Raw genomic sequence first — 20,039 nt, 5'->3', positions numbered from 1 at the left:
AGAGGAATTCGAGAGCATGCTCGCGCGCATCTTCCGCCCGTCCAAGACCGCCATGCAGTCCGGCCGCGCCAAGACCAACGAATGGGTCCTGGAGTTCGAGCCGAAGGACGCGCGCAGACCGGATCCCCTGATGGGTTGGACTCAGACCTCCGACACCGAAGGGCAGGTCCGCCTGCACTTCGACACCAAGGAAGAGGCCGTGCGCTACGCCGAGCACCACGGCATCGCCTTCCAGCTCGTCGACCCCAAGCCGGCCAAGCGGATCATCAAGGCCTACGCCGACAACTTCGCCTTCGGGCGCCGGATCCCCTGGACGCACTGATTTTCGGCGGGTCTTCGGCCTCCTGAACCGGTATGCAGGTCGTCCGAGGCCCTGACGGGCGCCCGTAGCTCAGCTGGATAGAGCACGTGCCTTCTAAGCATGTGGTCGCAGGTTCGAATCCTGCCGGGCGCGCCATCCCCAAATCCGAGAGGACGCCATGACCCGCCCCGAATCCGACCCGGACGCCGTGACCGTGGCCGAGACGGGGATCGGCAAGTTCCAGGTGGAGGTGCTGGCCGGCGGCGCGACCTTCATGGCCGACGAGCCGGTTGAGGCGGGCGGGCTGGATTCGGGACCCAATCCCTACGATCTGCTGGCCTCGGCGCTCGGAGCCTGCACCGCGATGACGCTCAGGCTCTACGCGGACCGCAAGGGCTGGCCGCTGACGCGAACGATCGTGCGCGTGCTGCATACGCGGACGGCCGACGGCCGCGACCGCTTCGCCCGGGAGATCACCCTTGAGGGCGCGCTCGACGACGACCAGCGCCGGCGTCTGCTGGAGATCGCCGAGCGCTGCCCCGTCCACAGGACTCTTGAGAAAGGGTCGGAGATCATCACGGTGCAGGCGTCGCCCCCGGACCTTGGCGCGCGGGAGCGCTCTGGCGTCTGTCACCTGGCGGCCATGACCGAGGCCTGCGAAGACTAGCCCACGAGATGGCCTGGACGCGCCGATACGACGGCCCCGAGCCGCAGCGGGTGAACAAGTGGCTCGCCCAGAGCGGGGTCTGCTCGCGCCGGGAGGCCGAGGGCCTGATCACCGACGGCCTCGTCAGCATCGACGGGGAGACGGTCGCGGACGCCGGCCGCAAGATCCTGCCCGGCCAGACCTTGACCCTCGCCGACCGGGCGGCGGTGGCGCTCGCCGGCTTCACCGCCGTGCTGAACAAGCCGGTCGGCTATGTTTCCGGCCAGCCGGAGCCTGGCCATGTCCCGGCCGTGCGGCTGCTGACCGGGGCGAACCTCCGGGGCGAGGGGAGCGCGCCCGATCCCAAGGCCAGCCTGCCGCCGCTGGGACGGCTCGACGAGGACAGCCGGGGCCTGCTGATCCTCTCGAACGACGGGGTGCTGGCGAAGGCCGTAATCGGGCCGGAATCCGACCTCGACAAGGAGTACGTGGTCCGCGTCGCCGGGCAGGTGGACGAGCGCAAGCTCGCCCGGCTGCGGCACGGCCTGGCGCTGGACGGCCGCAAGCTGAAGCCGGCCAAGGTGACCGTGATCGAGGGAAACACCCTGCGCTTCGTCCTGAAGGAGGGCCGCAAGCGTCAGATCCGCCGCATGTGCGACCTGGTGGGCCTCAGGGTCGTGGACCTGCTGCGCGTGCGGATCGGGCCGCTCAAGCTGGGCGACCTGCCCGAGGGGCGCTGGAGGCTGCTGAGCGCCGACGAGCGCGAGGCCATGATCCGGGCCTCTACGCCTTCCGATCCGCCTGGTCGATAAGGCCTACGTGCAACGGTCGGCGCTCGGGATCGAGTTCCACGACCATATCGGCGCGGGCCGGCATCTCCGCCAGTATCCAGCGGGTCAGGCGTTCGTAATGGGCGACGAAGCGCGCGAGTTCGGCCTCGCTCATGCCGCGGCCGGTGCGGGCGATGAGCTTGTGCTCCTGCTCCGCGCGCCAGGCCTGCACCACCTCGAAGCCCGGAGCCGCGAGCAGGGTCAGCATGTGCAGCCGCCCGAACAGGGCCTGATAGGGCCCGGCGAGCTGGGCGTTCACATAGGCCCGCCAGCGGCTGTCGGCGTCCGCTTCGGCCTCCAGGGCGTTGACGGGTTCGGCCAGCGCCGCCGCGGGCTGGGCCTTCGCGCCCACGCACCAGCCCTCAAAGATCACCACGTCGACGGGACGGTGGAGCGTCCGCCATTGCGATCTGGGCCGCCGCTCGTCCATCCCCTTGTCGAAGGCCGGCAGGGGCGTGGGCTCCGGCCGGGCCAGGTTGTCCAGGACTCCGCAGGCCAGGGCCACGTCGTGGGTCCCGGGCGGCCCGCGCGTGGCCAGCAGGGGATGGACCTTTCCCGCCAGCCAGGCCCGCGCCTCGCGGCCGAGATAGAAGTCGTCGAGGGAGAGGGCCACGGCAGAGCGCCCCTCGGCCTCCAGCAGGCGCACCGTGGCCGCGGCGATGGTGGACTTTCCGGACCCCTGCGCGCCGCACATGCCGATGACGGCCGTGCCGCGGACCTCAGCCAGCCGCGCGGCGCGATCGGCGAGGGGGCGGCAGACCCGCTCGACCGTCTCGGCGAAGCGTCCGGGCAGGCGCTCCGTCTCCAGGAACTGGTCGAGCCAGGCGGACATGTCGCCTGAACTAGCCAACCGCCTTTGCGTAGGCGTCGAGGCCCTTGCGCAGGTCGGCGATAAGGTCGTCCACCGGCTCCAGGCCGACATGCAGCCGGATCATCGGCCCGCCATAGTCGCGCTTCACGTGGCGGGGCCCCAACTGCTGGTCGCAGCCGATCGCCAGGCTCTCGAACCCGCCCCAGGAGAAACCCAGGCCGAAGACGTCGAGGGCGTCCAGGAAGGCGTCGACGGCGGCCTGGGGCGCGGGTTTCAAGGCGAAGGCGAAGAGGCCGCAGGCGCCGCTGTAGTCGCGCTTCCAGAGCGCGTGGTCCGGGCAGCCGGGCAGGGCCGGGTGGTGGAGCGCGGCCACCTCTGGCTGGTCGGCGAGCCAGGCGGCGACCTTCAGGCCGGCCTCGCCCTGGACCCTCAGGCGCGTGGGCAGGGTCCGGAGCCCCCGAAGCATCTGGTAGGCCTCGTCGGCCGAGACCGCCCAGCCCAGGTGGTCCACGCCGTCCAGGAGCCGGCGGACCAGGGCGGGATCACGCGCGGCGGCGGAGCCCATGAAGACGTCCGAATGGCCGCCCGCGTACTTGGTGAGCGCCTGGAGCGAGAGGTCGACGCCATGCTCCAGCGGCTTGAACAGGAAACCGGCCGCCCAGGTGTTGTCGACGGCGGTGAGGATGCCCCGCTCACGGGCCAGCTCGGCGAAGCGGGGGACATCCTGCATCTCGAAGGTGAGGGAGCCGGGAGATTCCAGGAGGATCAGGCGCGTCTTCCCCGAAGCCCGGCCGACAACCTCTTCGGGCGGCGTGCGCGGATCGAAATAGGCGACGCCCACGCCGAAGCGTTTGAGCACCTGGTCGCAGAACCGGCGGACGGGCTTGTAGATGTTGTCCACGACAAGGATCTCGTCGCCGGCCGCCAGCACCGCCAGCAGCGCGCCGGAGATGGCCGCCAGGCCCGACGGATAGAGCGCGACGCCCACGGCCCCCTCCATCGCCGCCAGCGCCTCCTGCAGCGCCTTCTGGGTGACGAGGCCCGCCCGGCCGTAGGTGGTGCAATGGTCGTTGTCGTACAACGAGGCGGCGTCCGGCAGCAGGACCGTCGAGCCCTTCTGGATGGGCGGCCCGACCGTGCGGCACAGGGGCTCGGGCTTGCTCCCGGCGTGGATCAGGCGGGTCTCTTCGGACATGCGGGGTTGCGGGCCCAGGCGACGCTGGCGAAAGTGCCTGTCGCACTTAGACCTTCGGGTTTCTCCGTTTCAAGGAGCTGGAATGAGAGCGCGCCTCGGGTTGGCGGCGGTGGTGGGCCTGTTGCTCGCGGGCTGCGGGGAACGGACGACGCCCGCGCCGGAACCTGCGCCGCCTCCGCCCAAGGCCGCGGTGACCGCGCCGCCGGCCTACAAGGCCACGCCCAGCCCGACGCTGGCCGCCGTCCGCAAGCGCGGCGTGCTCGCCTGCGGCGTTCACCCGGGGCTGCCGGGTTTCGCCTTCCCCGACGCGCGGGGACAGTGGCGCGGATTCGATGTGGACATCTGCCGGGCGGTGGCCGCCGCCACCCTGGGCGACGCGTCCAAGGTCAGGTTCGTCACCATCGACGCCAAGGACCGGTTCGGCGCGCTGAAGGCTGGGCGCATCGACATCCTGTCGCGCAACACCTCGCTCACGCTGTCCCGGGACGCCGGCCTTGGCCTGACCTTTCCGGCGACGACCTATTATGACGGCCAGGGCTTCCTCGTGCCGCGGGCCCTTGGTCTGAACAGCGCCGAGGAACTGGGGGGCGCGCGGGTCTGCGTCCAGGCGGGCACGGCCAGCGAGGCCAACCTCGCCGACTTCTTCCGGGTGAGGGGCCTGACCTACCGCCCGGTCGTCGCCGCCTCCGAGGAGGAGGCGCGACGGCTCTACGAGAGGGAGAACTGCGACGCCTTCTCGGCCGACGTCTCGGCGCTGGCGGCCTCGCGGTCGGTCATGACCAATCCGGGCGCCCACGAGATCCTGCCCAACGTGATCTCAAAGGAGCCGCTGGGGCCGGTCGTGCGCCAGGACGACCCCGCCTGGGCCGACATCGTGGCCTGGACCGTCCACGCCGTGGTGCTGGCCGAGGAGCTGGGGCTGTCGTCCCGCACGGTGGAGCAAGCCCGCGAAACGGCCACCGATCCCGAAACCCGGCGCCTGCTGGGCGTGGAGGGCGACCTGGGCGCCCTGCTGGGTCTGTCGCCGGACTGGGCCTATCAGGCGATCCGGCAGGTGGGCGCCTATCACGAGCTCTTCCGGAAGGACCTGGGCGCCGACTCCGCCCTCAAGCTGGACCGGGGGCTCAACGCGCTCTGGACCGCTCCCAAGCCGGGCCTGATGTACGCCCCGCCAGTGCGCTAGCCGGTGACGACCGCGGTGTCGGGGCGGCCGCCCCATTCGGTCCAGGAGCCGTCGTAGACCGCGACGTCCTCACGGCCCAGTCGGGCCAGCGCGAGCGCCAGGACGGCGGCCGTGACGCCCGAACCGCAGGTGGTGACGATCGGCTTCGTCAGGTCCACGCGGGCCTCCAGGAAGGCCTCGCGCAGCTCGCCTTCGGACTTCAGCGTGCCGTCGGGGTTCACGACCTGGTCGAAGGGCAGGTTGAGGGCGCCGGGCATGCGGCCCGAACGCAGGCCGGCGCGGGGTTCCGGCGTCTCGCCCCGGAACCGGCCGGCCGAGCGGGCGTCGACGAGCTGGGCGTCGCCGGCGGCGAGGTGGCCCTTCACCTGTTCGATGTCGCGCACCAGTTCGGGCCGGAACGCAGCGTCCACCGGAACGGGCGCGGGCTGCGGCGCCTCGACCGTGATGAGGCGATCCTCCTCGCGCCACTTCCGAAGACCTCCGTCGAGGACGAAGACCTTCGGGTAGCCCATGGTCCGGAGCGTCCACCACACCCGGGGGGCGGAATAGATTCCGTGGGCGTCATAGACGACGACAGTCGCGTCCCGGGACAGGCCGAGCTCCCGCGCCGCCTGGGCGAAGGCATTGGGCGAGGGCAGCATGTGAGGCAGGTCCGTGGCGAGGTCCGCGATCCCGTTGATGTCGAAAAACACCGCGCCCGGGATGTGGCCCTGCTCGTAGAAGTCGAGCCCCCGGCCGGGCTGACCCACCAGCGGCAGGGTGGCGTCCACGATCCGGACGTCCTCGTCGTAAAGGTGCTCGTCCAGCCAGTCTGTGGAGACCATCGGGTCCATGCGGTTACTCCAGCCAGCGCGGAACGGGCAGGCCCTTCTCGCGCAGGAAGGGCGGATTGAAGATCTTGGACTGATACCGCTGGCCGTGGTCGCAGAGCATGGTGACGACCGTGTGGCCGGGGCCCAGGTCCTTCGCCATGCGGATCGCGCCGGCTACGTTCACGCCCGACGAGCCGCCCATCACCAGGCCCTCGTACTCCATGAGGTCGAAGATGGCCTGCATCATCTCCTCGTCCGAGATGCGGTAGGCCTGGTCGATGTTCAACCCTTCGAGGTTGGCCGTGACCCGCCCCTGGCCGATGCCCTCGCTGATCGAGCTGCCCTCGGCCTTGAGTTCCCCGTCCGTGTAGTAGGCGAAGAGGGCCGAGCCGTGCGGGTCGGCCAGCCCGATCCTCACGTTCGGCTTCTTCGCGCGCAGCGCCTGGGCCACACCCGCCAGCGTGCCGCCCGAGCCCACGGCGCAGATGAAGGCGTCCACCTTCCCGTCGGTCTGGCGCCAGATCTCGGGGCCGGTGCCATGGACGTGGGCCTCGCGGTTGGCGACGTTGTCGAACTGGTTGGCCCAGACCGCGCCGGCCGGCTCCTTGGCGTCAAGTTCCGCCGCCAAGCGGCCGGAATAGCGAACATAATTGTTCTCGTTGGAGTAGGGAACGGCGTCCACCTCCACCAGTTCGGCCCCGTAGAGCCGGATGGCGTCCTTCTTCTCCTGGCTCTGGGTGCGGGGAATGACGATGGTCGACCGGTAGCCCAGCGCCTTGCCAACCATGGCCAGGCCGATGCCGGTGTTGCCGGCCGTGCCCTCCACGATCCGGCCGCCCGGGCGCAACAGGCCCTTCCGCTCGGCGTCGCGGACGATGTAGAGCGCGGCGCGGTCCTTCACCGACTGGCCCGGGTTCATGAACTCGGCCTTGGCCAGGATCTCGCAGCCGGTCATCGCGCTGGCGCGGCGCAGGCGGATGAGCGGGGTGTTCCCGATGGCGTCGAGAACGCTTTGGGCGACTTGCATGGGCGCTACTTAGGCAACCCCGACCGATTGCGACAGGGTCAGAAATCCTAAGCTCGGGACAAGCTGAGCTGAACCACGTCCGTGCGCGCCGTCCGGAAACCCGCCTCGCAGTAGCTGAGGTAGAACTTCCACAGCTTGCGGAACCGCTCGTCGAAGCCCAGGCGGCGGATGTCGTCCCAGGCGCCCTCGAAGCGCCTGGCCCATTCGGCGAGGGTGTCGGCGTAGTTCTGGCCGAAGCGGCTGATCCCCGCCCAGGACAGGCCCGCCCGGGCGGTCTCGGCCTTCAGTCGCGCCTCCGAGGGCAGCATGCCACCCGGGAAGATGTAGCGCTGGATGAAGTCGGCGTGGCGGCGGTAGTGGTCGAACAGCTCGTCGCGGATGGTGATGATCTGCAGGCCCGCGCGCCCGCCGGGTGTCAGGCTCTCGCGGATCTTGGCGAAGTAGGCGGGCCAATAGCGCTCGCCGACCGCCTCGAACATCTCGATGGAGGCCACCCGGTCGAAATGGCCGTCGACGTCGCGATAGTCGACGAGACGGATATCGGCCCGATCGGCCAGGCCCTGCCGGAACATCCGCTCCCTGGCGAACCGGTACTGCTCCTCGGAAATGGTGATGCCGGTGACGCGGGCGCCCACCTCGCGGGCGGCGTACTCGGCGAAGCCGCCCCAGCCGCAGCCGATCTCCAGCACGTGCTGGCCGGGCTTCAGGTCCATGCTTTCGGCGAGGGTGCGGTACTTGCGGCGCTGGGCCTCGGACAGTGGCTCCCCCGGCTTCTCGAACCGCGCCGCGGAGTAGGTCATGGTCGGGTCCAGCCAGCGGGAATAGAAGGCGTTCCCCAGGTCGTAGTGGGCGTGGATGTTGCGCTTCGATCCCGCCTTGGTGTTCCCCCGCAGCAGGTGCGCCAGATAGTGGATGGCGGCCATCAGCGGGTTGCCGGTGGCCACCCGGTCGATGTTGTTGAAGTTCAGGGCCAGGACCTCCAGCAGGGCTGAAAGGTCCGGGGTGTCCCATTCCCCCGCCATATAGCCCTCGGCGAAGCCGATGTCGCCCGAGGCCAGCACGCGGCGCATGAAGCGGTAGTCATGGACGACCAGTCGCCCGTCCGGCCCCGGCGCCTCGCCCTCCAGCCGCAGCTCGCGGCCGTCCGGCAGCGCGAAAGCCAGCGAGCCCGCCTGCCAGTTGCGGGCGATGAGCCGCGCGGCCGCCTTGAAGGCGGCGGGCGCGCCGGCGAGGTCCTGCACCTTTCGATCCAGGCTCATGGTCGCTTCCCCCTCAAGCTTCGCGGTCACGATAACACCGATCTCGCAACGCGCGAATCACGCCGGAAGGTACGGCCGCGCCGGGGCCGCGGATGCGCTGCGGGCTTGTGGAGTCGGCGCGCCCACGTCACTTAGGCGCCTCAGCCAAACGAGGAGACGTCATGGCCGTCCTGAAGCTCGACCGTTGGAACATCGCCATCGGCGACGGCCAGCCGCTGACGGTCATCGCCGGCCTGAACGTGCTGGAGGACGAGGCCCTGGCGCTCGATACCGGCCGGCGCCTGAAGGCGGTCTGCGAGGGACTGGGGCTGCCGTACGTCTTCAAGGCGAGCTTCGACAAGGCGAACCGCTCGTCCATCAACAGCTATCGGGGACCGGGCCTGGAGAAGGGCCTGGCCATGCTGCGGGCGGTGAAGGCCGAGCTGGACGTCCCGATCTGCACCGACATCCACGAACCCGATCAGGCCGAGCCCCTGGCCGAGATCGTGGACCTGTTGCAGATTCCCGCCTTCCTTTGCCGTCAGACCGATCTGGTGGTGGCCTCGGCCCGGGCGATCCAAGCCGCGGGCGGCCTGCTGCACGTCAAGAAGGGCCAGTTCCTGGCGCCCTGGGACGCCCGGAACATCGTCTCCAAGGTCAGGGAGGCGGTGGACGGCGCCGACATCACCATCCTCTGCGAACGCGGCGTCTCGTTCGGCTACAACAACCTCGTCGTGGACATGCTCGGCATCGGCGAGATGAAGAAGCTGGGCTGTCCCGTCACCATCGACGCCACCCACGCCGTCCAGCTCCCCGGCGCCGACCCGCGCACCGGCGGCGCCTCGACGGGCGGCCGCCGCGAAGGCGTGGCGGTGATCGCCAAGGCCGCCGTGGTCTCGGGCGCGGACGGGGTGTTCCTGGAGTTCCATCCGGACCCCGACAAGGCGCTGTGCGACGGCCCAAGTTGCCTGCCGCTGGACGGGGCCGAGGCCCTCCTGCGCCAGCTCAAGGCGCTGCACGAAGTCAGCCGGGCCGCTTGACCCGCCACCCAACGCGCCGCACAGGCTAGGGCCATGGATCTGGCGGCACTCCAGCACCTGCTCAACGAGCTTCCGGGCAAGCGCGTCGCCTGCGTCGGCGACCTGATGGTGGACCGGTTCGTCTACGGGACCGTCAACCGCGTCTCGCCCGAGGCGCCCATCCCGGTCCTGGCCCGCAGCCGCGAGACGGTGATGCTGGGCGCTGCCGGCAACGTGGCGCGGAACGTCGCCGCCCTCGGAGGCTCGGTGGCCTTGGTGGGCCTGATCGGCGGCGACGCCGAGGGCCATGAGGCGTCCCGGCTGGTGGGCGAGGAGACGGCCGTCGAGGGTTATCTCGTCACCGATCCCACGCGGCCGACGACGCTGAAGACCCGCTTCGTCTCGGGCGGCCAGCAGCTATTGCGGGTCGACCTGGAGGAGAGCCGTCCGGTCGAGGGCGAGTGCGAGCAGCGGCTGGTGCGCACGATCAAGGACGCCGCCAAGGGCGCGGGCGCGATCCTGCTGTCGGATTACGGCAAAGGCGTCGTGACCGATGCGGTGATCGCCGCCTGCCGCGCCGCGGCCGCCGAGACGGGCGCCAAGGTCGTGGTGGATTCCAAGGCGCGGTCCTTCTCGCGCTACGGCGAGGTGGACCTGATCAAGCCCAACGCCGCCGAACTGGCCCACGCCACCGACCTGCCCACCGAGACCGACGCCCAGGTTGAGACGGCGCTCAGGCGGGCGCTGGAGTTGTGGCCGGCCAGGGGCGTGCTGGTGACCCGCAGCGGCAAGGGCGTGTCGCTGGCGCTGCGCGGGGCGCCCGTGCGGCACTTCCCCACCGTGGCGCGCGAGGTGTTCGACGCCTCGGGCGCCGGCGACACGGCGCTGGCGGCCCTGGGCTTGGCGCTCGCCGCCGAAGCGGACCTGGAGGCGGCCATCGCCTTCGCCCAACTCGCCTCGGGCGTCGCGGTCGGCAAGGCCGGCACCGCGACCGTCAACCCGGAGGAAATGGTGGAGGCCGTCCTGACCGCCCACATGGCGCCGGCCGAGGCCAAGGTCGTGACGCCCCAGCGTATGGTCGAGGAGGTCGCCCGCTGGCGCGCACAGGGCCTGCGCGTGGGTTTCACCAACGGCTGTTTCGACATCTTGCACCGCGGCCACGTGGCCTATCTCACCCAGGCCAAGGCGTGGTGCGACCGGCTGATCGTGGGCCTGAACTCGGACGACTCGGTGAAGGCGCTGAAGGGCGAGGGCCGCCCGGTGAACGACCTGGAGAGCCGGGCCCTGGTGCTGGCGGGCCTTCAGAGCGTCGACCTCGTGGCGCCGTTCGAGGAGCTGACGCCCATCCGGCTGATCGAGGCCGCCAAGCCCGACGTGCTCATCAAGGGCGCGGACTACGCCGAGGACCAGGTGGTCGGCGGCGATCTGGTGAAGTCCTGGGGCGGGGAGGTGAGACTGGCCAACCTCGTGGATGGCTATTCCACCACGGCCGCCATCGCCCGGATGAAGAAAGAAAAGGCATGAACCGCAGGATCGTCTTCGTCACGGGCGGCGCGGGCTTCATCGGCTCGAACATCGCGGCCAGGCTGGCCGAGGACCGCACGCTGGACATCGTGGTCTGCGACCGCCTGCGCGAGGCCGAGCTCGGCAAGTGGCGCAACATCGCCAAGCATCCGATCGGCGACTTCGTGGCCCCCGAGAACATGTTCGACTGGCTGGAGAAGCGCTGGCGCGACGTGGAGGCGGTGATCCACATGGCGGCGGTGTCGTCAACGACCGAGCCGGACGCCGACAAGATCATCCACTCGAACTTCACGCTCAGCCGCGACCTGTTCCGCTGGTGCGCGGACCGCCAGCGGCGGCTGATCTACGCCTCCTCGGCGGCGACCTACGGGGCGGGCGAGCACGGCTTCGTGGACGATAATAGCTATGAGGCCCTGGCGAGGCTGCGGCCGCTCAACACCTATGGCTGGTCGAAGGCGTTGTTCGACCTCTTCGCCGTGCGCCAGGCGGCCCGCGACTACGCTCCGCCGCAGTGGGTGGGCCTGAAGTTCTTCAACGTCTATGGGCCGAACGAAGAGCACAAGCACAGCATGAAGTCCGTGGCGGCCCAGATCTGGCCGCAGGTCCGCGAGGGCCACGGGGTGCAGCTTTTCAAGAGCTACCGGTCCGACGTGCCCGACGGCGGCCAGAAGCGCGACTTCGTCTATGTGCGCGACGCCGCCGACGTCACCCGCTGGCTGGTCGACAATCCCCAGGTGAACGGCGTCTTCAACCTGGGCTCGGGCCAGGCGCGGACCTTCGAGGAGATGGCCCGCTGCGTCTTCGAGGCGGCCGGCAAGCCCGCCCAGATCGAATACACGCCCATGCCGCCGGCGATCCGCGACAAGTACCAGTATTTCACCCAGGCCCAGATGGACCGCCTCTACGAGGCCGGCTACCCGGCCGCCATGACGCCGCTGGAGGAGGGGATCACGGACTACGTGACGAACTATCTCGCCCAGCCGGACCCCTATCGCTGACCATGCCGGGGCCGGCGGCGCGCGCCCGGTGGCTGGTGGCGGCCCTCCTGGGGCTGGTCCTGCTGGTGGGCGCGGGCGTGGGCTACTACTGGGGCGACCTGGTGCGGACGGGACTCGATCCCAAGGTCCCGTTCCAGACCTATGAGCCGCCCCCCGCGCCCGACTATTCGAAGCCTGACGCGTGGGCGCTGCTGCCGCGCGACCACGTCCGGGCGAACCTGCCGGCGGACATCTTCTTCGTCGGGCCCACCACCTATGACGGCGGCCGGGACTGGAACGCCCCGATCGACGACGCCAAATCCAACGCCCAGTTCCGCGAGGTGATGGCCCCGAACTATGTGGGACCCTTCGTCAATGTCGGGCGGACCTATGCGCCCAGGTACCGGCAGGCCAGCCTCTATAGCCTGCTCACCCTGCGCGAGGACGCCCGCGAGGCGCGGCGGTTCGCGTACGGCGACGTCCAGGAGGCCTTCCGGACCTACGTCCAGCGCTACAACCGGGGCCGGCCGTTCTTCATCGTGGGCGTGGAGCAGGGCGGGACGCTGGCGCTGCGCCTGCTGGAGCAGGAGGTGGCGCGCGATCCGACCCTGCGCCCGCGGCTTGTCGCGGCCTATCTGATCGACACCGTCGCGCCCGCCGACCATCCGCCCGTGCAGCCATGCGTCCGCCGCGACGAGGCCGGGTGCCTGGCCGCGTGGAGCCGCGTCTACGAGGGCGAGTTCGACGCCGCCAAGCGCAAGCTGGACCGCGCGCTGGTCTGGAACGCCCGCGGCGACTTGGAGAACCTCCAACCCCGACCCGCCCTCTGCTTTAATCCCGTGCTGGGCGCGGTGACGGACGCGCCCGCACCGGCGCGCCTGCACATGGGTGCGGCCAATGCGACGGGCCTGGAATGGGGCGCGCGGCCGGCCTTCCTGGCCCGGCAGGTGGCGGTCCAATGCAAGGGCGGGGTGCTGCACGTCACCCGGCCCAAGTCCTCGGCGCTTCGCAAGACCGGGTCGTGGGTCGACCGGCGTAAGGTTCCGGGCTTCAACCTGTTCTACGCGGACCTGGAGGCCGACGCGAAGGCGCGCCTGGCGGCATACGTCGCCGGAACGGCGGCTAGAGCGCGTTAGGCGAAAGTGTGAGCGGTTTCGCCGCCAGAACGCGCTGTACACTTTTGAATCTAGAGCACGATTCAGCGGTCAGATGACTCCATCTGACCCCATCGTGCTCTAGCCCGCGTCCTTGAGGGCCATGCCGGCCTTCCAGTCGAACAGCTCCTGAAGCACCTGGAGGGCCTTGCCGCGCTCGGACGTGAGCTCGGGATCTCGCGTCACGATCAGGCGCGCGTCGTCGCCGGCCGCGGCGATCAGGTCGCGGTGGGCGAAGGGGTCGGCGAAGGCGTAGTCCGGGAACCCCGACTGGCGCAGGCCCAGCACGTCGCCGCCGCCGCGCAGCTCCAGGTCCTTCTCGGCGATGACGAAGCCGTCGTCGGTGCGGCGCAGGATGTCGAGGCGCTGCTGGGCGGTCTCGGACAGCGGCGGGTCGTAGAGCAGGACGCAGGCGCTCTCCCGCCGCCCCCGACCCACGCGCCCTCGGAGCTGGTGGAGCTGGGCCAGGCCGAAGCGTTCGGCCTGTTCGATGACCATGATGGTGGCGTTGGGCACGTTGACGCCGACCTCGACGACCGTGGTGGCGACCAGGACGGAAAGCCTACCCTCGGCGAACTCGGCCATCACCGCGTCCTTGGCCGCGGGCGGCAGGCGGCCATGGATCAGGCCGACGCCGGGGCCGATCCGCTCGGTCAGCTCGGCGGCCCGGCGCTCGGCGGCGGCAAGGTCGGTGGCCTCGGATTCCGCAACCAGCGGGCAGATCCAGAAGGCCTGGGCCCCGCCCTGGACAGCTTCGCGGAGGCGGGCCTCCACCTCATGCGCCCGGGTCATCGGCGCCGCGCGGGTCGCCACCGGCGTGCGGCCCGGCGGCTTCTCGTCGATTCGGCTCACGTCGAGGTCGCCGTAGACGGTGAGCTCCAGCGTCCGGGGGATCGGGGTCGCCGACATGGCGATCAGGTGGACGGCCTCGCCCTTGGCCTGCAGCCGCTGGCGCTCGGCCACCCCGAAGCGGTGCTGCTCGTCGATGACCACGAGCTGGAGCCGGTGGAACCCGACATCGTCCTGAAACAGCGCATGGGTGCCGACCGCCACCTTGGCCTCGCCCGAGGCGAGCTTCGCCAGCTTCTCGCGCCGCGCCGCGCCCTTGTCGCGCCCGGTCAGGAGGACGGCCTCGATCCCGTGGGCGGCGAGGGGGCCTGAGAGGGTTTCGTAATGCTGGCGGGCCAGGATCTCGGTCGGAGCCATCAGGGCGCTCTGGCCGCCGGCCGCGGCCACGTCGGCCATGGCGCACATGGCGACGACCGTCTTGCCCGAGCCCACGTCCCCCTGGATCAGGCGGCTCATCCGCTCGCCCGCGGCCAGGTCGGCGCGGATGTCGGCAAGCGCGCGGGTCTGGGCCCCGGTGAAGGCGAAGGGCAGGTCAGCCTGGACCTTGCCGGCGATCTCACTCGCAGCGATGCGGGCGGCCGGTTCGCGGCGGCGGGCCGCCTTGCGCTGGGCCATGGCGAGCTGGTGGGCCAGGAGTTCATCATAGGCCAGCCGGCGCCGGTGCGGAGACAGCTCGGACAGGTCCGCCTCGCTCTCGGGATGGTGCAGCCGCTCCAGCGCCTCGCGCCAGGTCGGGAACCGCTCCTGGAGGAGGAAGGCGGGGTCCTGCCACTCGGGAAGGTTTGGCGCGCGCTCCAGCGCTTCCTCGACGAAGGTCCGCACCCGCCGTGGCGGCAGGCCTTCGGTGGCGGGATACACGGCCTCCAGCTCGGGAATTTCGGCCGCCTTGTCGGGGGCGAGCATGTAGTCCGGATGGACGATCTGGAGCCCGAAGCCCTTGTCCTCCACCCGGCCCGAAACGATCCGCTTCGAATTCACCGGGTGGCGCTGTTCGAGCTGGGCGCCGTAGCTGCCGAAGAAGACCAGGGACAGGAAGCCGGTCTGGTCGAAGACCCGGACCCGGGTCGGCTGTGTCTTCACCCGGGGCTTCTGATAGGATTCGATGGTGACCTCGAAGGTCATCACCTCGCCGTCCACGGCGCGCGAGATGGTGGCCGCCGTGCGGCGGATCACCGAGTGCGGCTTCAGCCACAGCACGTCGCGCACCAGCGGGCCGGCCAGCTTCCGGAGCAGGGGCGCGACGCGGGGACCCACGCCTTTCAGCGAGTCCACGGGCGCAAAAAGCGGGAACAGAATCTCAGGCCGCATATCGGAAGCCTACAATACTGGCGCCCGGACGAGGGGGGCTCTATATCCGCGACCTTCAGATGACGATCGAAGATGCACGGCTGAAGAAGCTGAAGCTGCGCGCCTGGCGCCGCGGCTTCCGGGAAGCGGACCTGATCCTGGGCCCGTTCGCGGACAAGCACGTCTCGGGCTTCACGCCCGACGAACTGGATTGGTTCGAGACCCTGCTGGAGCAGCCGGACCAGGACCTCTACGCCTGGATGCTCGGCATGACGCCGACCCCGCCCGAGTTCGACGGCGAATTGATGAACCGGCTCAAGGCTTTCCGGGACGAAGTTTACGCCAAGGGGATGCGCGGTGGCGGCTGACGGATCGCGTCCGGTGACCGCGGCGCAGCTTCGGCGCGTCGCCGACGACCCCGGCCGCCTGGACCTGGTGGGCGCGCCCGAGGGCTTCGACGCGCTCGCCATGGCCGACATCGTCAAGGCGCGCGGCGGCCTTTCGGTGTTCGTGGCCCGCGACGGCGCCCGGCTTTCGACCTTCGCGGACGCCTTCCGGTTTTTCGCGCCGGGCGTCGAGGTCCTGCCGTTCCCCGCCTGGGACTGCCTGCCGTACGATCGGATCGGCCCGTCGCCGGCCGTCGCCGCCCAGCGGATGGCGACGCTGTCGCGCCTGGCCCAGGGCCTGGACGCGAAGGCGCCGGTGCTGCTGGTCACTTCCGTGCCGGCGCTGATCCAGCGCGTGCCGCCGAAGAAGGCGGTCCAGCGGGCCAGCTACTCGGCCCGGGTCGGCAACAGCGTCGAGATCGCCGACCTCGAGCGCTATTTCGCCGTCAACGGCTACAGCCGGGCCTCGACGGTCTCGGACAAGGGCGAGTTCGCCATCCGCGGCGGCGTCATCGACGTCTTCCCGCCGACCGCCGAGGAGCCGGTCCGCCTGGATCTGTTCGGCGACACCCTGGAAAGCATCCGCGGCTTCGATCCCGAGACCCAGCGTTCCACCCGCCAGCTCAAGGACGTGAGCCTGCTGCCGGTCAGCGAAGCCCTGCTCGACACCGACGCCATCAGCAGGTTCCGCACGGGCTATCTGGAAACGTTCGGCGCACCGGGCGACGACCCGCTCTACGCGGCGATCTCCGAGGGCGGCCGCCGGGCTGGCATGGAGCACTACCTGCCGCTGTTCTACGGCGAGATGGCGACGCTGTTCGACTATCTCCCGCCCGATGCCGTCGTGGCCCTGGACCACCTGGCCCGCGACGCCCGCGACGAGCGCCTGGCGATGATCGGCGACGCCTACGAGGCCCGCACGGCCGCCGAGCGGCGCGTGCAGTACCACCCGCTGGAGCCCACGCGCCTCTACCTCGACGAGGCCGAGTGGTCCGAACTGCTGGCCAAGCGCCCCACGCGCCGGTTCTCCGCCTTCCAGGAGGCCGAGGGCGAGGCGGTGCTCGACATGGGCGCCCGGCAAGGCCGCGACTTCGGTCCCGAGCGCAAGCTGGACAGCGTCAACCTCTTCGAGGCGACGGTCGATCACGCCAAGGCGCTCTCGGCGGGCGGCAAGCGCGTCCTCTTCGCCTCGTGGTCCGAGGGCTCGTCCGACCGCCTGGGCCACATGCTGGCCGACCACGGGCTGAAGAGCCTGCCGTTCGCACCCTACTGGGACGCGGCCAAGGCGGCCGATCCCAAGACCCCGCAGCGCGTGGTCCTGCCGCTGGACCACGGCTTCGAGACCGACAACCTGGCGGTCATCTCCGAGACCGACATCCTGGGCGACCGCCTGGCCCGGCCGCGCAAGCGCCGCCGCGCGGCCAACTTCCTGGCCGAGGCCTCGGCCCTGACGCCTGGCGATCTCGTCGTCCACATCGACCATGGCATCGGCCGGTACGACGGCCTGAAGACCCTGGACGTGCAGGGCGCGCCTCACGACACCCTGGAGCTTCAGTACGGCGGCGAGGCCAAGCTCTACCTGCCGGTCGAGAACATCGACCTGCTCACCCGCTACGGCGCGGATTCCGAGGGCGTGCAGCTCGACCGCCTGGGCGGGGCGGCCTGGCAGGCGCGCAAGGCCCGCGCCAAGGAGCGCCTGCGGGCGATGGCCGACGGCCTCATCCGCATCGCCGCCGAGCGCGCCACCAAGACGACCGACCCCGTGGAGCCGCCGCACGGCGTGTTCGACGAGTTCTGCGCCCGGTTCCCCTACGAGGAGACCGAGGACCAGCTCATGGCCATCGGCGACGTGCTGGAGGACCTGTCCGGCGGCAAGCCGATGGACCGCCTGATCTGCGGCGACGTGGGCTTCGGCAAGACCGAGGTGGCGCTGCGGGCCGCCTTCGTGGTCGCCATGAGCGGCCAGCAGGTGGCCGTGGTCGCGCCCACGACCCTGCTGGCGCGCCAGCACTACAAGACCTTCACCGAGCGCTTCGAGGGCTGGCCGGTGCGGGTGCGCCGCCTGTCGCGCCTGGTCAGCGCCAAGGAGGCCGCCGAAACCCGCGAGGGCCTGGCCAAGGGCGAGGTGGAGATCGTCGTCGGCACCCATGCGGTGCTGTCGAAGCAGGTCTCGTTCAAGGACCTTGGCCTCGTCATCGTCGACGAGGAGCAGCACTTCGGGGTCAAGCACAAGGAGAAGCTCAAGGAGCTTCGGGCCGATGTGCACATGCTGACGCTGACCGCCACGCCGATCCCGCGCACCCTGCAGATGTCGCTGTCGGGCATCCGCGAGATGTCGATCATCGCCACCCCGCCGGTCGACCGGCTGGCCGTGCGGACCTACATCACGCCCTGGGACCCGGTCGTCATCCGCGAGGCCCTGCTGCGCGAGAAGTACCGCGGCGGCCAGGCGTATTTCGTGGCCCCGCGCATCAACGACCTGCCCGAGCTGGAGCGGTTCCTGCGCGAGCAGGTCCCGGAGGTGAAATTCGTCGTCGGCCACGGCCAGATGGCGCCGACCCAGCTCGAGGAGGTGATGAGCGCCTTCTACGACGGTCAGTACGACGTGCTCTTGTCGACCACCATCGTGGAGAGCGGCCTCGACATCCCGACGGCCAATACCCTGATCATCCACCGCGCCGACATGTTCGGCCTGGCCCAGCTCTACCAGCTCCGGGGCCGGGTGGGGCGGTCGAAGGCGCGGGCCTACGCCTACCTGACGACGCCGGCCGAGAAGCAGATCACCCTGTCGGCCGAGAAGCGGCTGAAGGTGCTGCAATCGCTGGACAACCTGGGCGCAGGCTTCCAGCTCGCCAGCCACGACCTCGACATCCGGGGCGGCGGCAATCTGCTGGGCGAGGAGCAGTCGGGGCACATCCGCGAGATCGGGGTCGAGCTCTACCAGCAGATGCTGGAGGACGCCGTCGCCGAGCTGAAGGAGCGGGCGGGCGCCGAGGGCGAGCTCCTGGACCGGGGCTGGTCGCCGCAGATCAACACCGGCGCCGCCGTCCTGCTGCCCGAGGAATACATACCCGACCTCAACGTGCGGCTGGCCATCTACCGGCGCATCTCGGACGCCGAGAAGTCGGACGATCGGGAGGCCCTGGCCGCCGAGCTGATCGACCGCTTCGGCCCGCTGCCGCCCGAGGCCGACCAGCTCCTCAAGGTCGTGGCCATCAAGGGCCTGTGCCGAGAGGCCAACGTCGCCAAGATCGACGTGGGGCCGAAGGGCGCCGTCGTCACCTTCCGCAACGACCAGTTCGCCAAGCCGGAGAACCTGCTGCCGTTCCTGGCCAAGAACCAGATGGCCTGGAAGCTGCGGCCCGATCACAAGGTCGTCGTCAAGGGCGAGTGGGAGACCCCGGTCCAGCGGCTGAACGCCGCCGAGAAGGTGCTGCGGGAACTGGCCAAGCTGGCGGCCTGATCTCAGCCCGCCTTGCGGCCCGCCGCCGCGGCGGCGGCCTCCTCCAGCGCCCGGCCCACGCCCTCGGGCGAGGTGATCTCGGCCGCGCCCACGTCGAACTCCACCACGAACGGCTGATTTCCTTCGCCCGCCTCGAAGGCGGTGCAGCCGATGACGGCGGCGATCCGCTCGCCCGCGGCCCGGCCGGCGTGCAGCGGCGTGGCGGGGAGGGCGAGCGCGAACACCTCGGGCCCCAGGCGCGCGGCGGTGTCCTCGACGCGGACCAGGCGGCCGATCATCGAGCCGATCTGCGGAATCGCCCGGGACATCCAGCCCCCAGCGCGAGGCGCGCGCAGATCGGGCTTCTCGGCCACCTTGAGCACGCACACGCTCAGGGGACGGTTGCGGGCCCGTGCGGCCCTGGCCAGGCGCATCAGGTGCTCGGCGAACAGGTCGCGGGTGAAGAGGCCCGTGGCCGCATCCATCAGACCCGACCTGCGCGCCTGCTCCAGCGCTTCTCGCACGGCCCGCTGACGGCGATGGGACCGCGCCAGCTCGACGACCCGCCGCGCGGTCTCGTCCTCGGCGGTCTCGGCGCTGGCAACGTCGGTCACGCCGCGATGATAGGCCTCCGCGCTGGTCGTGCCGGCGTCCGCCCGGAGGTAGAGCAGGGCGGGGGTGTGGTAGAGCCGGGTGTTGCGCCGCATGCCGCCGGTGATCGACAGCGCCTCGTTGGGATTGTCGCCTTCCCAGAGCACGACGGCGTCGAACGGCCGCTCGTGCAGGTAGTCGAAGGCGGTGAAGGCCGTGAAGGCCCCGACGACATCGGCGCCGTTCCGCCTCAGCGCGTTGGAGAGCGCCAGGAACTGGGGCGCCGGCTCGCCGATGGCCAGCACGCGGAATGGGGTGGTTTCGGGCCTGGGCAGGTCGAGGCCGAGGCCGCGATCGGCGAAGGTCTCCAGCCGCAGCTCGAACTCCTCCTCGGAAACCGCTGTCCGCACGAGGGTTTCCAGCCGCATCGCGGCCTGGGCCGGATGCAGCGGCGGGGCGATGGCGAGGTCGAAACCGAGGTCCGCCAGCGCTGGATCCGGCGAGGCGATGGCCACCACGGGCATCCGCCGCGGGGCGCAGGCGGTCTTAAGCCGCGCGGCGACCGCCTCGGCCTCCGCGCCGAAACTGGCCATGTCCACGATGGCGGCCTCGATCTGCAGGTCGGCCAGGGCCGCCTCGGCGGCCGCCAGGCGCCGCGCCGTCACGGTGCGCCAGCCCAGGCGATCCAATCCCTCGGCCAGGGGACCGGCCGTGGAATCGTCCGCGGCCGCGATCAGCACCCGCGCCTGTACGCCTGACGCCATTTC

At 70.6% G+C, this 20,039-nt stretch carries 17 protein-coding genes and 1 tRNA gene; 11 read left to right on the top strand and 7 right to left on the bottom strand.

What is annotated here, in order from left to right; translation table 11 throughout:
* Window positions 1-16 precede the first annotated feature (16 nt).
* The 4 genes from ACK4TT_RS13620 (at window position 17) to ACK4TT_RS13605 (ending at window position 1,759) form a co-directional block, all read left to right on the top strand.
* A complete protein-coding gene (locus ACK4TT_RS13620; RefSeq protein WP_410213211.1) occupies window positions 17-322 on the top strand; it encodes an ETC complex I subunit in 306 nt (101 codons plus the stop codon).
* A 58-nt stretch (window positions 323-380) separates the two neighbouring features.
* Window positions 381-457, top strand: a tRNA-Arg gene (locus ACK4TT_RS13615).
* 22 nt (window positions 458-479) lie between these two features.
* Entirely contained in the window at window positions 480-968 is a 489-nt protein-coding gene (locus ACK4TT_RS13610) for an OsmC family protein (protein ID WP_409639946.1), read from the top strand.
* 8 nt (window positions 969-976) lie between these two features.
* Window positions 977-1,759: a pseudouridine synthase gene (locus ACK4TT_RS13605; RefSeq protein WP_410213210.1), complete on the top strand. Its 783-nt coding sequence runs from the start codon at window positions 977-979 to the stop codon at window positions 1,757-1,759.
* On the opposite strand, the gene ACK4TT_RS13600 is transcribed toward ACK4TT_RS13605, so the two are convergent.
* Window positions 1,731-2,609, bottom strand: coding sequence for a kinase (locus ACK4TT_RS13600; RefSeq protein WP_410213209.1), 879 nt, complete (start codon window positions 2,607-2,609; stop codon window positions 1,731-1,733). The genes ACK4TT_RS13605 and ACK4TT_RS13600 overlap by 29 nt on opposite strands.
* Window positions 2,610-2,619: 10 nt before the next feature.
* Window positions 2,620-3,783 carry a cystathionine beta-lyase gene (gene metC / locus ACK4TT_RS13595; protein ID WP_409639937.1) on the bottom strand — a complete coding sequence of 388 codons (1,164 nt, stop codon included), beginning with the start codon at window positions 3,781-3,783 and terminating at the stop codon, window positions 2,620-2,622.
* A gap of 82 nt (window positions 3,784-3,865) precedes the next feature.
* Between metC and ACK4TT_RS13590 the strand changes: the two genes are divergently transcribed.
* A complete protein-coding gene (locus ACK4TT_RS13590) occupies window positions 3,866-4,966 on the top strand; it encodes an amino acid ABC transporter substrate-binding protein (RefSeq protein WP_410213208.1) in 1,101 nt (366 codons plus the stop codon).
* Here ACK4TT_RS13590 and sseA read toward each other — a convergent pair.
* The 3 genes from sseA to ACK4TT_RS13575 are packed head-to-tail and all read right to left on the bottom strand — an operon-like array spanning window position 4,963 to window position 8,064.
* Window positions 4,963-5,799: a 3-mercaptopyruvate sulfurtransferase gene (sseA, locus tag ACK4TT_RS13585; RefSeq protein WP_410213207.1), complete on the bottom strand. Its 837-nt coding sequence runs from the start codon at window positions 5,797-5,799 to the stop codon at window positions 4,963-4,965. The genes ACK4TT_RS13590 and sseA overlap by 4 nt on opposite strands.
* Before the next feature lie 4 nt (window positions 5,800-5,803).
* On the bottom strand, window positions 5,804-6,805 hold the full coding sequence (locus ACK4TT_RS13580; protein ID WP_409639928.1) for a cysteine synthase A: 1,002 nt from the start codon (window positions 6,803-6,805) through the stop codon (window positions 5,804-5,806).
* 47 nt (window positions 6,806-6,852) lie between these two features.
* A complete protein-coding gene (locus ACK4TT_RS13575) occupies window positions 6,853-8,064 on the bottom strand; it encodes a class I SAM-dependent methyltransferase (RefSeq protein ID WP_409639926.1) in 1,212 nt (403 codons plus the stop codon).
* Between the two features lie 161 nt (window positions 8,065-8,225).
* Here ACK4TT_RS13575 and kdsA point away from each other — a divergent pair, with 161 nt between their 5' ends.
* The 4 genes from kdsA to ACK4TT_RS13555 are packed head-to-tail and all read left to right on the top strand — an operon-like array spanning window position 8,226 to window position 12,699.
* Entirely contained in the window at window positions 8,226-9,083 is an 858-nt protein-coding gene (kdsA, locus tag ACK4TT_RS13570) for a 3-deoxy-8-phosphooctulonate synthase (protein WP_409639923.1), read from the top strand.
* Between the two features lie 33 nt (window positions 9,084-9,116).
* Window positions 9,117-10,586 carry a D-glycero-beta-D-manno-heptose 1-phosphate adenylyltransferase gene (gene rfaE2 / locus ACK4TT_RS13565; protein WP_409639920.1) on the top strand — a complete coding sequence of 490 codons (1,470 nt, stop codon included), beginning with the start codon at window positions 9,117-9,119 and terminating at the stop codon, window positions 10,584-10,586.
* Window positions 10,583-11,584, top strand: coding sequence for an ADP-glyceromanno-heptose 6-epimerase (rfaD, locus tag ACK4TT_RS13560; protein ID WP_409639917.1), 1,002 nt, complete (start codon window positions 10,583-10,585; stop codon window positions 11,582-11,584). The genes rfaE2 and rfaD overlap by 4 nt, the downstream gene beginning before the upstream one ends.
* Before the next feature lie 2 nt (window positions 11,585-11,586).
* Window positions 11,587-12,699 carry a DUF3089 domain-containing protein gene (locus ACK4TT_RS13555; protein WP_409639915.1) on the top strand — a complete coding sequence of 371 codons (1,113 nt, stop codon included), beginning with the start codon at window positions 11,587-11,589 and terminating at the stop codon, window positions 12,697-12,699.
* A gap of 99 nt (window positions 12,700-12,798) precedes the next feature.
* Here ACK4TT_RS13555 and recG read toward each other — a convergent pair whose 3' ends face one another.
* A complete protein-coding gene (recG, locus tag ACK4TT_RS13550) occupies window positions 12,799-14,874 on the bottom strand; it encodes an ATP-dependent DNA helicase RecG (protein ID WP_409639912.1) in 2,076 nt (691 codons plus the stop codon).
* 59 nt (window positions 14,875-14,933) lie between these two features.
* Here recG and ACK4TT_RS13545 point away from each other — a divergent pair, with 59 nt between their 5' ends.
* Together ACK4TT_RS13545 and mfd are read left to right on the top strand one after the other, a co-directional pair.
* On the top strand, window positions 14,934-15,221 hold the full coding sequence (locus ACK4TT_RS13545) for a succinate dehydrogenase assembly factor 2 (RefSeq protein ID WP_409639909.1): 288 nt from the start codon (window positions 14,934-14,936) through the stop codon (window positions 15,219-15,221).
* 13 nt (window positions 15,222-15,234) lie between these two features.
* Window positions 15,235-18,702, top strand: coding sequence for a transcription-repair coupling factor (gene mfd / locus ACK4TT_RS13540; protein WP_410213206.1), 3,468 nt, complete (start codon window positions 15,235-15,237; stop codon window positions 18,700-18,702).
* Between the two features lie 2 nt (window positions 18,703-18,704).
* On the opposite strand, the gene ACK4TT_RS13535 is transcribed toward mfd, so the two are convergent.
* On the bottom strand, window positions 18,705-20,036 hold the full coding sequence (locus ACK4TT_RS13535) for a diguanylate cyclase domain-containing protein (RefSeq protein WP_410213205.1): 1,332 nt from the start codon (window positions 20,034-20,036) through the stop codon (window positions 18,705-18,707).
* Window positions 20,037-20,039 lie beyond the last annotated feature (3 nt).

The organism is Phenylobacterium sp., assembly GCF_046463815.1.
Taxonomy (GTDB): Bacteria; Pseudomonadota; Alphaproteobacteria; order Caulobacterales; family Caulobacteraceae; genus Phenylobacterium.
The sequence above is the reverse complement of the archived record's forward strand: the minus strand, read 5'-3'. Positions and strand labels throughout refer to the sequence as shown.

What these genes read in the sequence shown, in the direction of transcription:
- ACK4TT_RS13545 (WP_409639909.1), top strand. Translation starts at nt 14,934, where the DNA reads ATGACGATCGAAGATGCACGGCTGAAGAAGCTGAAGCTGCGCGCCTGG.
- ACK4TT_RS13590 (WP_410213208.1), top strand. Translation starts at nt 3,866, where the DNA reads ATGAGAGCGCGCCTCGGGTTGGCGGCGGTGGTGGGCCTGTTGCTCGCG.
- ACK4TT_RS13555 (WP_409639915.1), top strand. Translation starts at nt 11,587, where the DNA reads ATGCCGGGGCCGGCGGCGCGCGCCCGGTGGCTGGTGGCGGCCCTCCTG.
- rfaD (WP_409639917.1), top strand. Translation starts at nt 10,583, where the DNA reads ATGAACCGCAGGATCGTCTTCGTCACGGGCGGCGCGGGCTTCATCGGC.
- ACK4TT_RS13600 (WP_410213209.1), bottom strand. Translation starts at nt 2,609, where the DNA reads ATGTCCGCCTGGCTCGACCAGTTCCTGGAGACGGAGCGCCTGCCCGGA.
- recG (WP_409639912.1), bottom strand. Translation starts at nt 14,874, where the DNA reads ATGCGGCCTGAGATTCTGTTCCCGCTTTTTGCGCCCGTGGACTCGCTG.
- ACK4TT_RS13605 (WP_410213210.1), top strand. Translation starts at nt 977, where the DNA reads ATGGCCTGGACGCGCCGATACGACGGCCCCGAGCCGCAGCGGGTGAAC.
- ACK4TT_RS13535 (WP_410213205.1), bottom strand. Translation starts at nt 20,036, where the DNA reads ATGGCGTCAGGCGTACAGGCGCGGGTGCTGATCGCGGCCGCGGACGAT.
- kdsA (WP_409639923.1), top strand. Translation starts at nt 8,226, where the DNA reads ATGGCCGTCCTGAAGCTCGACCGTTGGAACATCGCCATCGGCGACGGC.
- ACK4TT_RS13620 (WP_410213211.1), top strand. Translation starts at nt 17, where the DNA reads ATGCTCGCGCGCATCTTCCGCCCGTCCAAGACCGCCATGCAGTCCGGC.
- sseA (WP_410213207.1), bottom strand. Translation starts at nt 5,799, where the DNA reads ATGGACCCGATGGTCTCCACAGACTGGCTGGACGAGCACCTTTACGAC.
- ACK4TT_RS13575 (WP_409639926.1), bottom strand. Translation starts at nt 8,064, where the DNA reads ATGAGCCTGGATCGAAAGGTGCAGGACCTCGCCGGCGCGCCCGCCGCC.
- ACK4TT_RS13580 (WP_409639928.1), bottom strand. Translation starts at nt 6,805, where the DNA reads ATGCAAGTCGCCCAAAGCGTTCTCGACGCCATCGGGAACACCCCGCTC.
- ACK4TT_RS13610 (WP_409639946.1), top strand. Translation starts at nt 480, where the DNA reads ATGACCCGCCCCGAATCCGACCCGGACGCCGTGACCGTGGCCGAGACG.
- metC (WP_409639937.1), bottom strand. Translation starts at nt 3,783, where the DNA reads ATGTCCGAAGAGACCCGCCTGATCCACGCCGGGAGCAAGCCCGAGCCC.
- rfaE2 (WP_409639920.1), top strand. Translation starts at nt 9,117, where the DNA reads ATGGATCTGGCGGCACTCCAGCACCTGCTCAACGAGCTTCCGGGCAAG.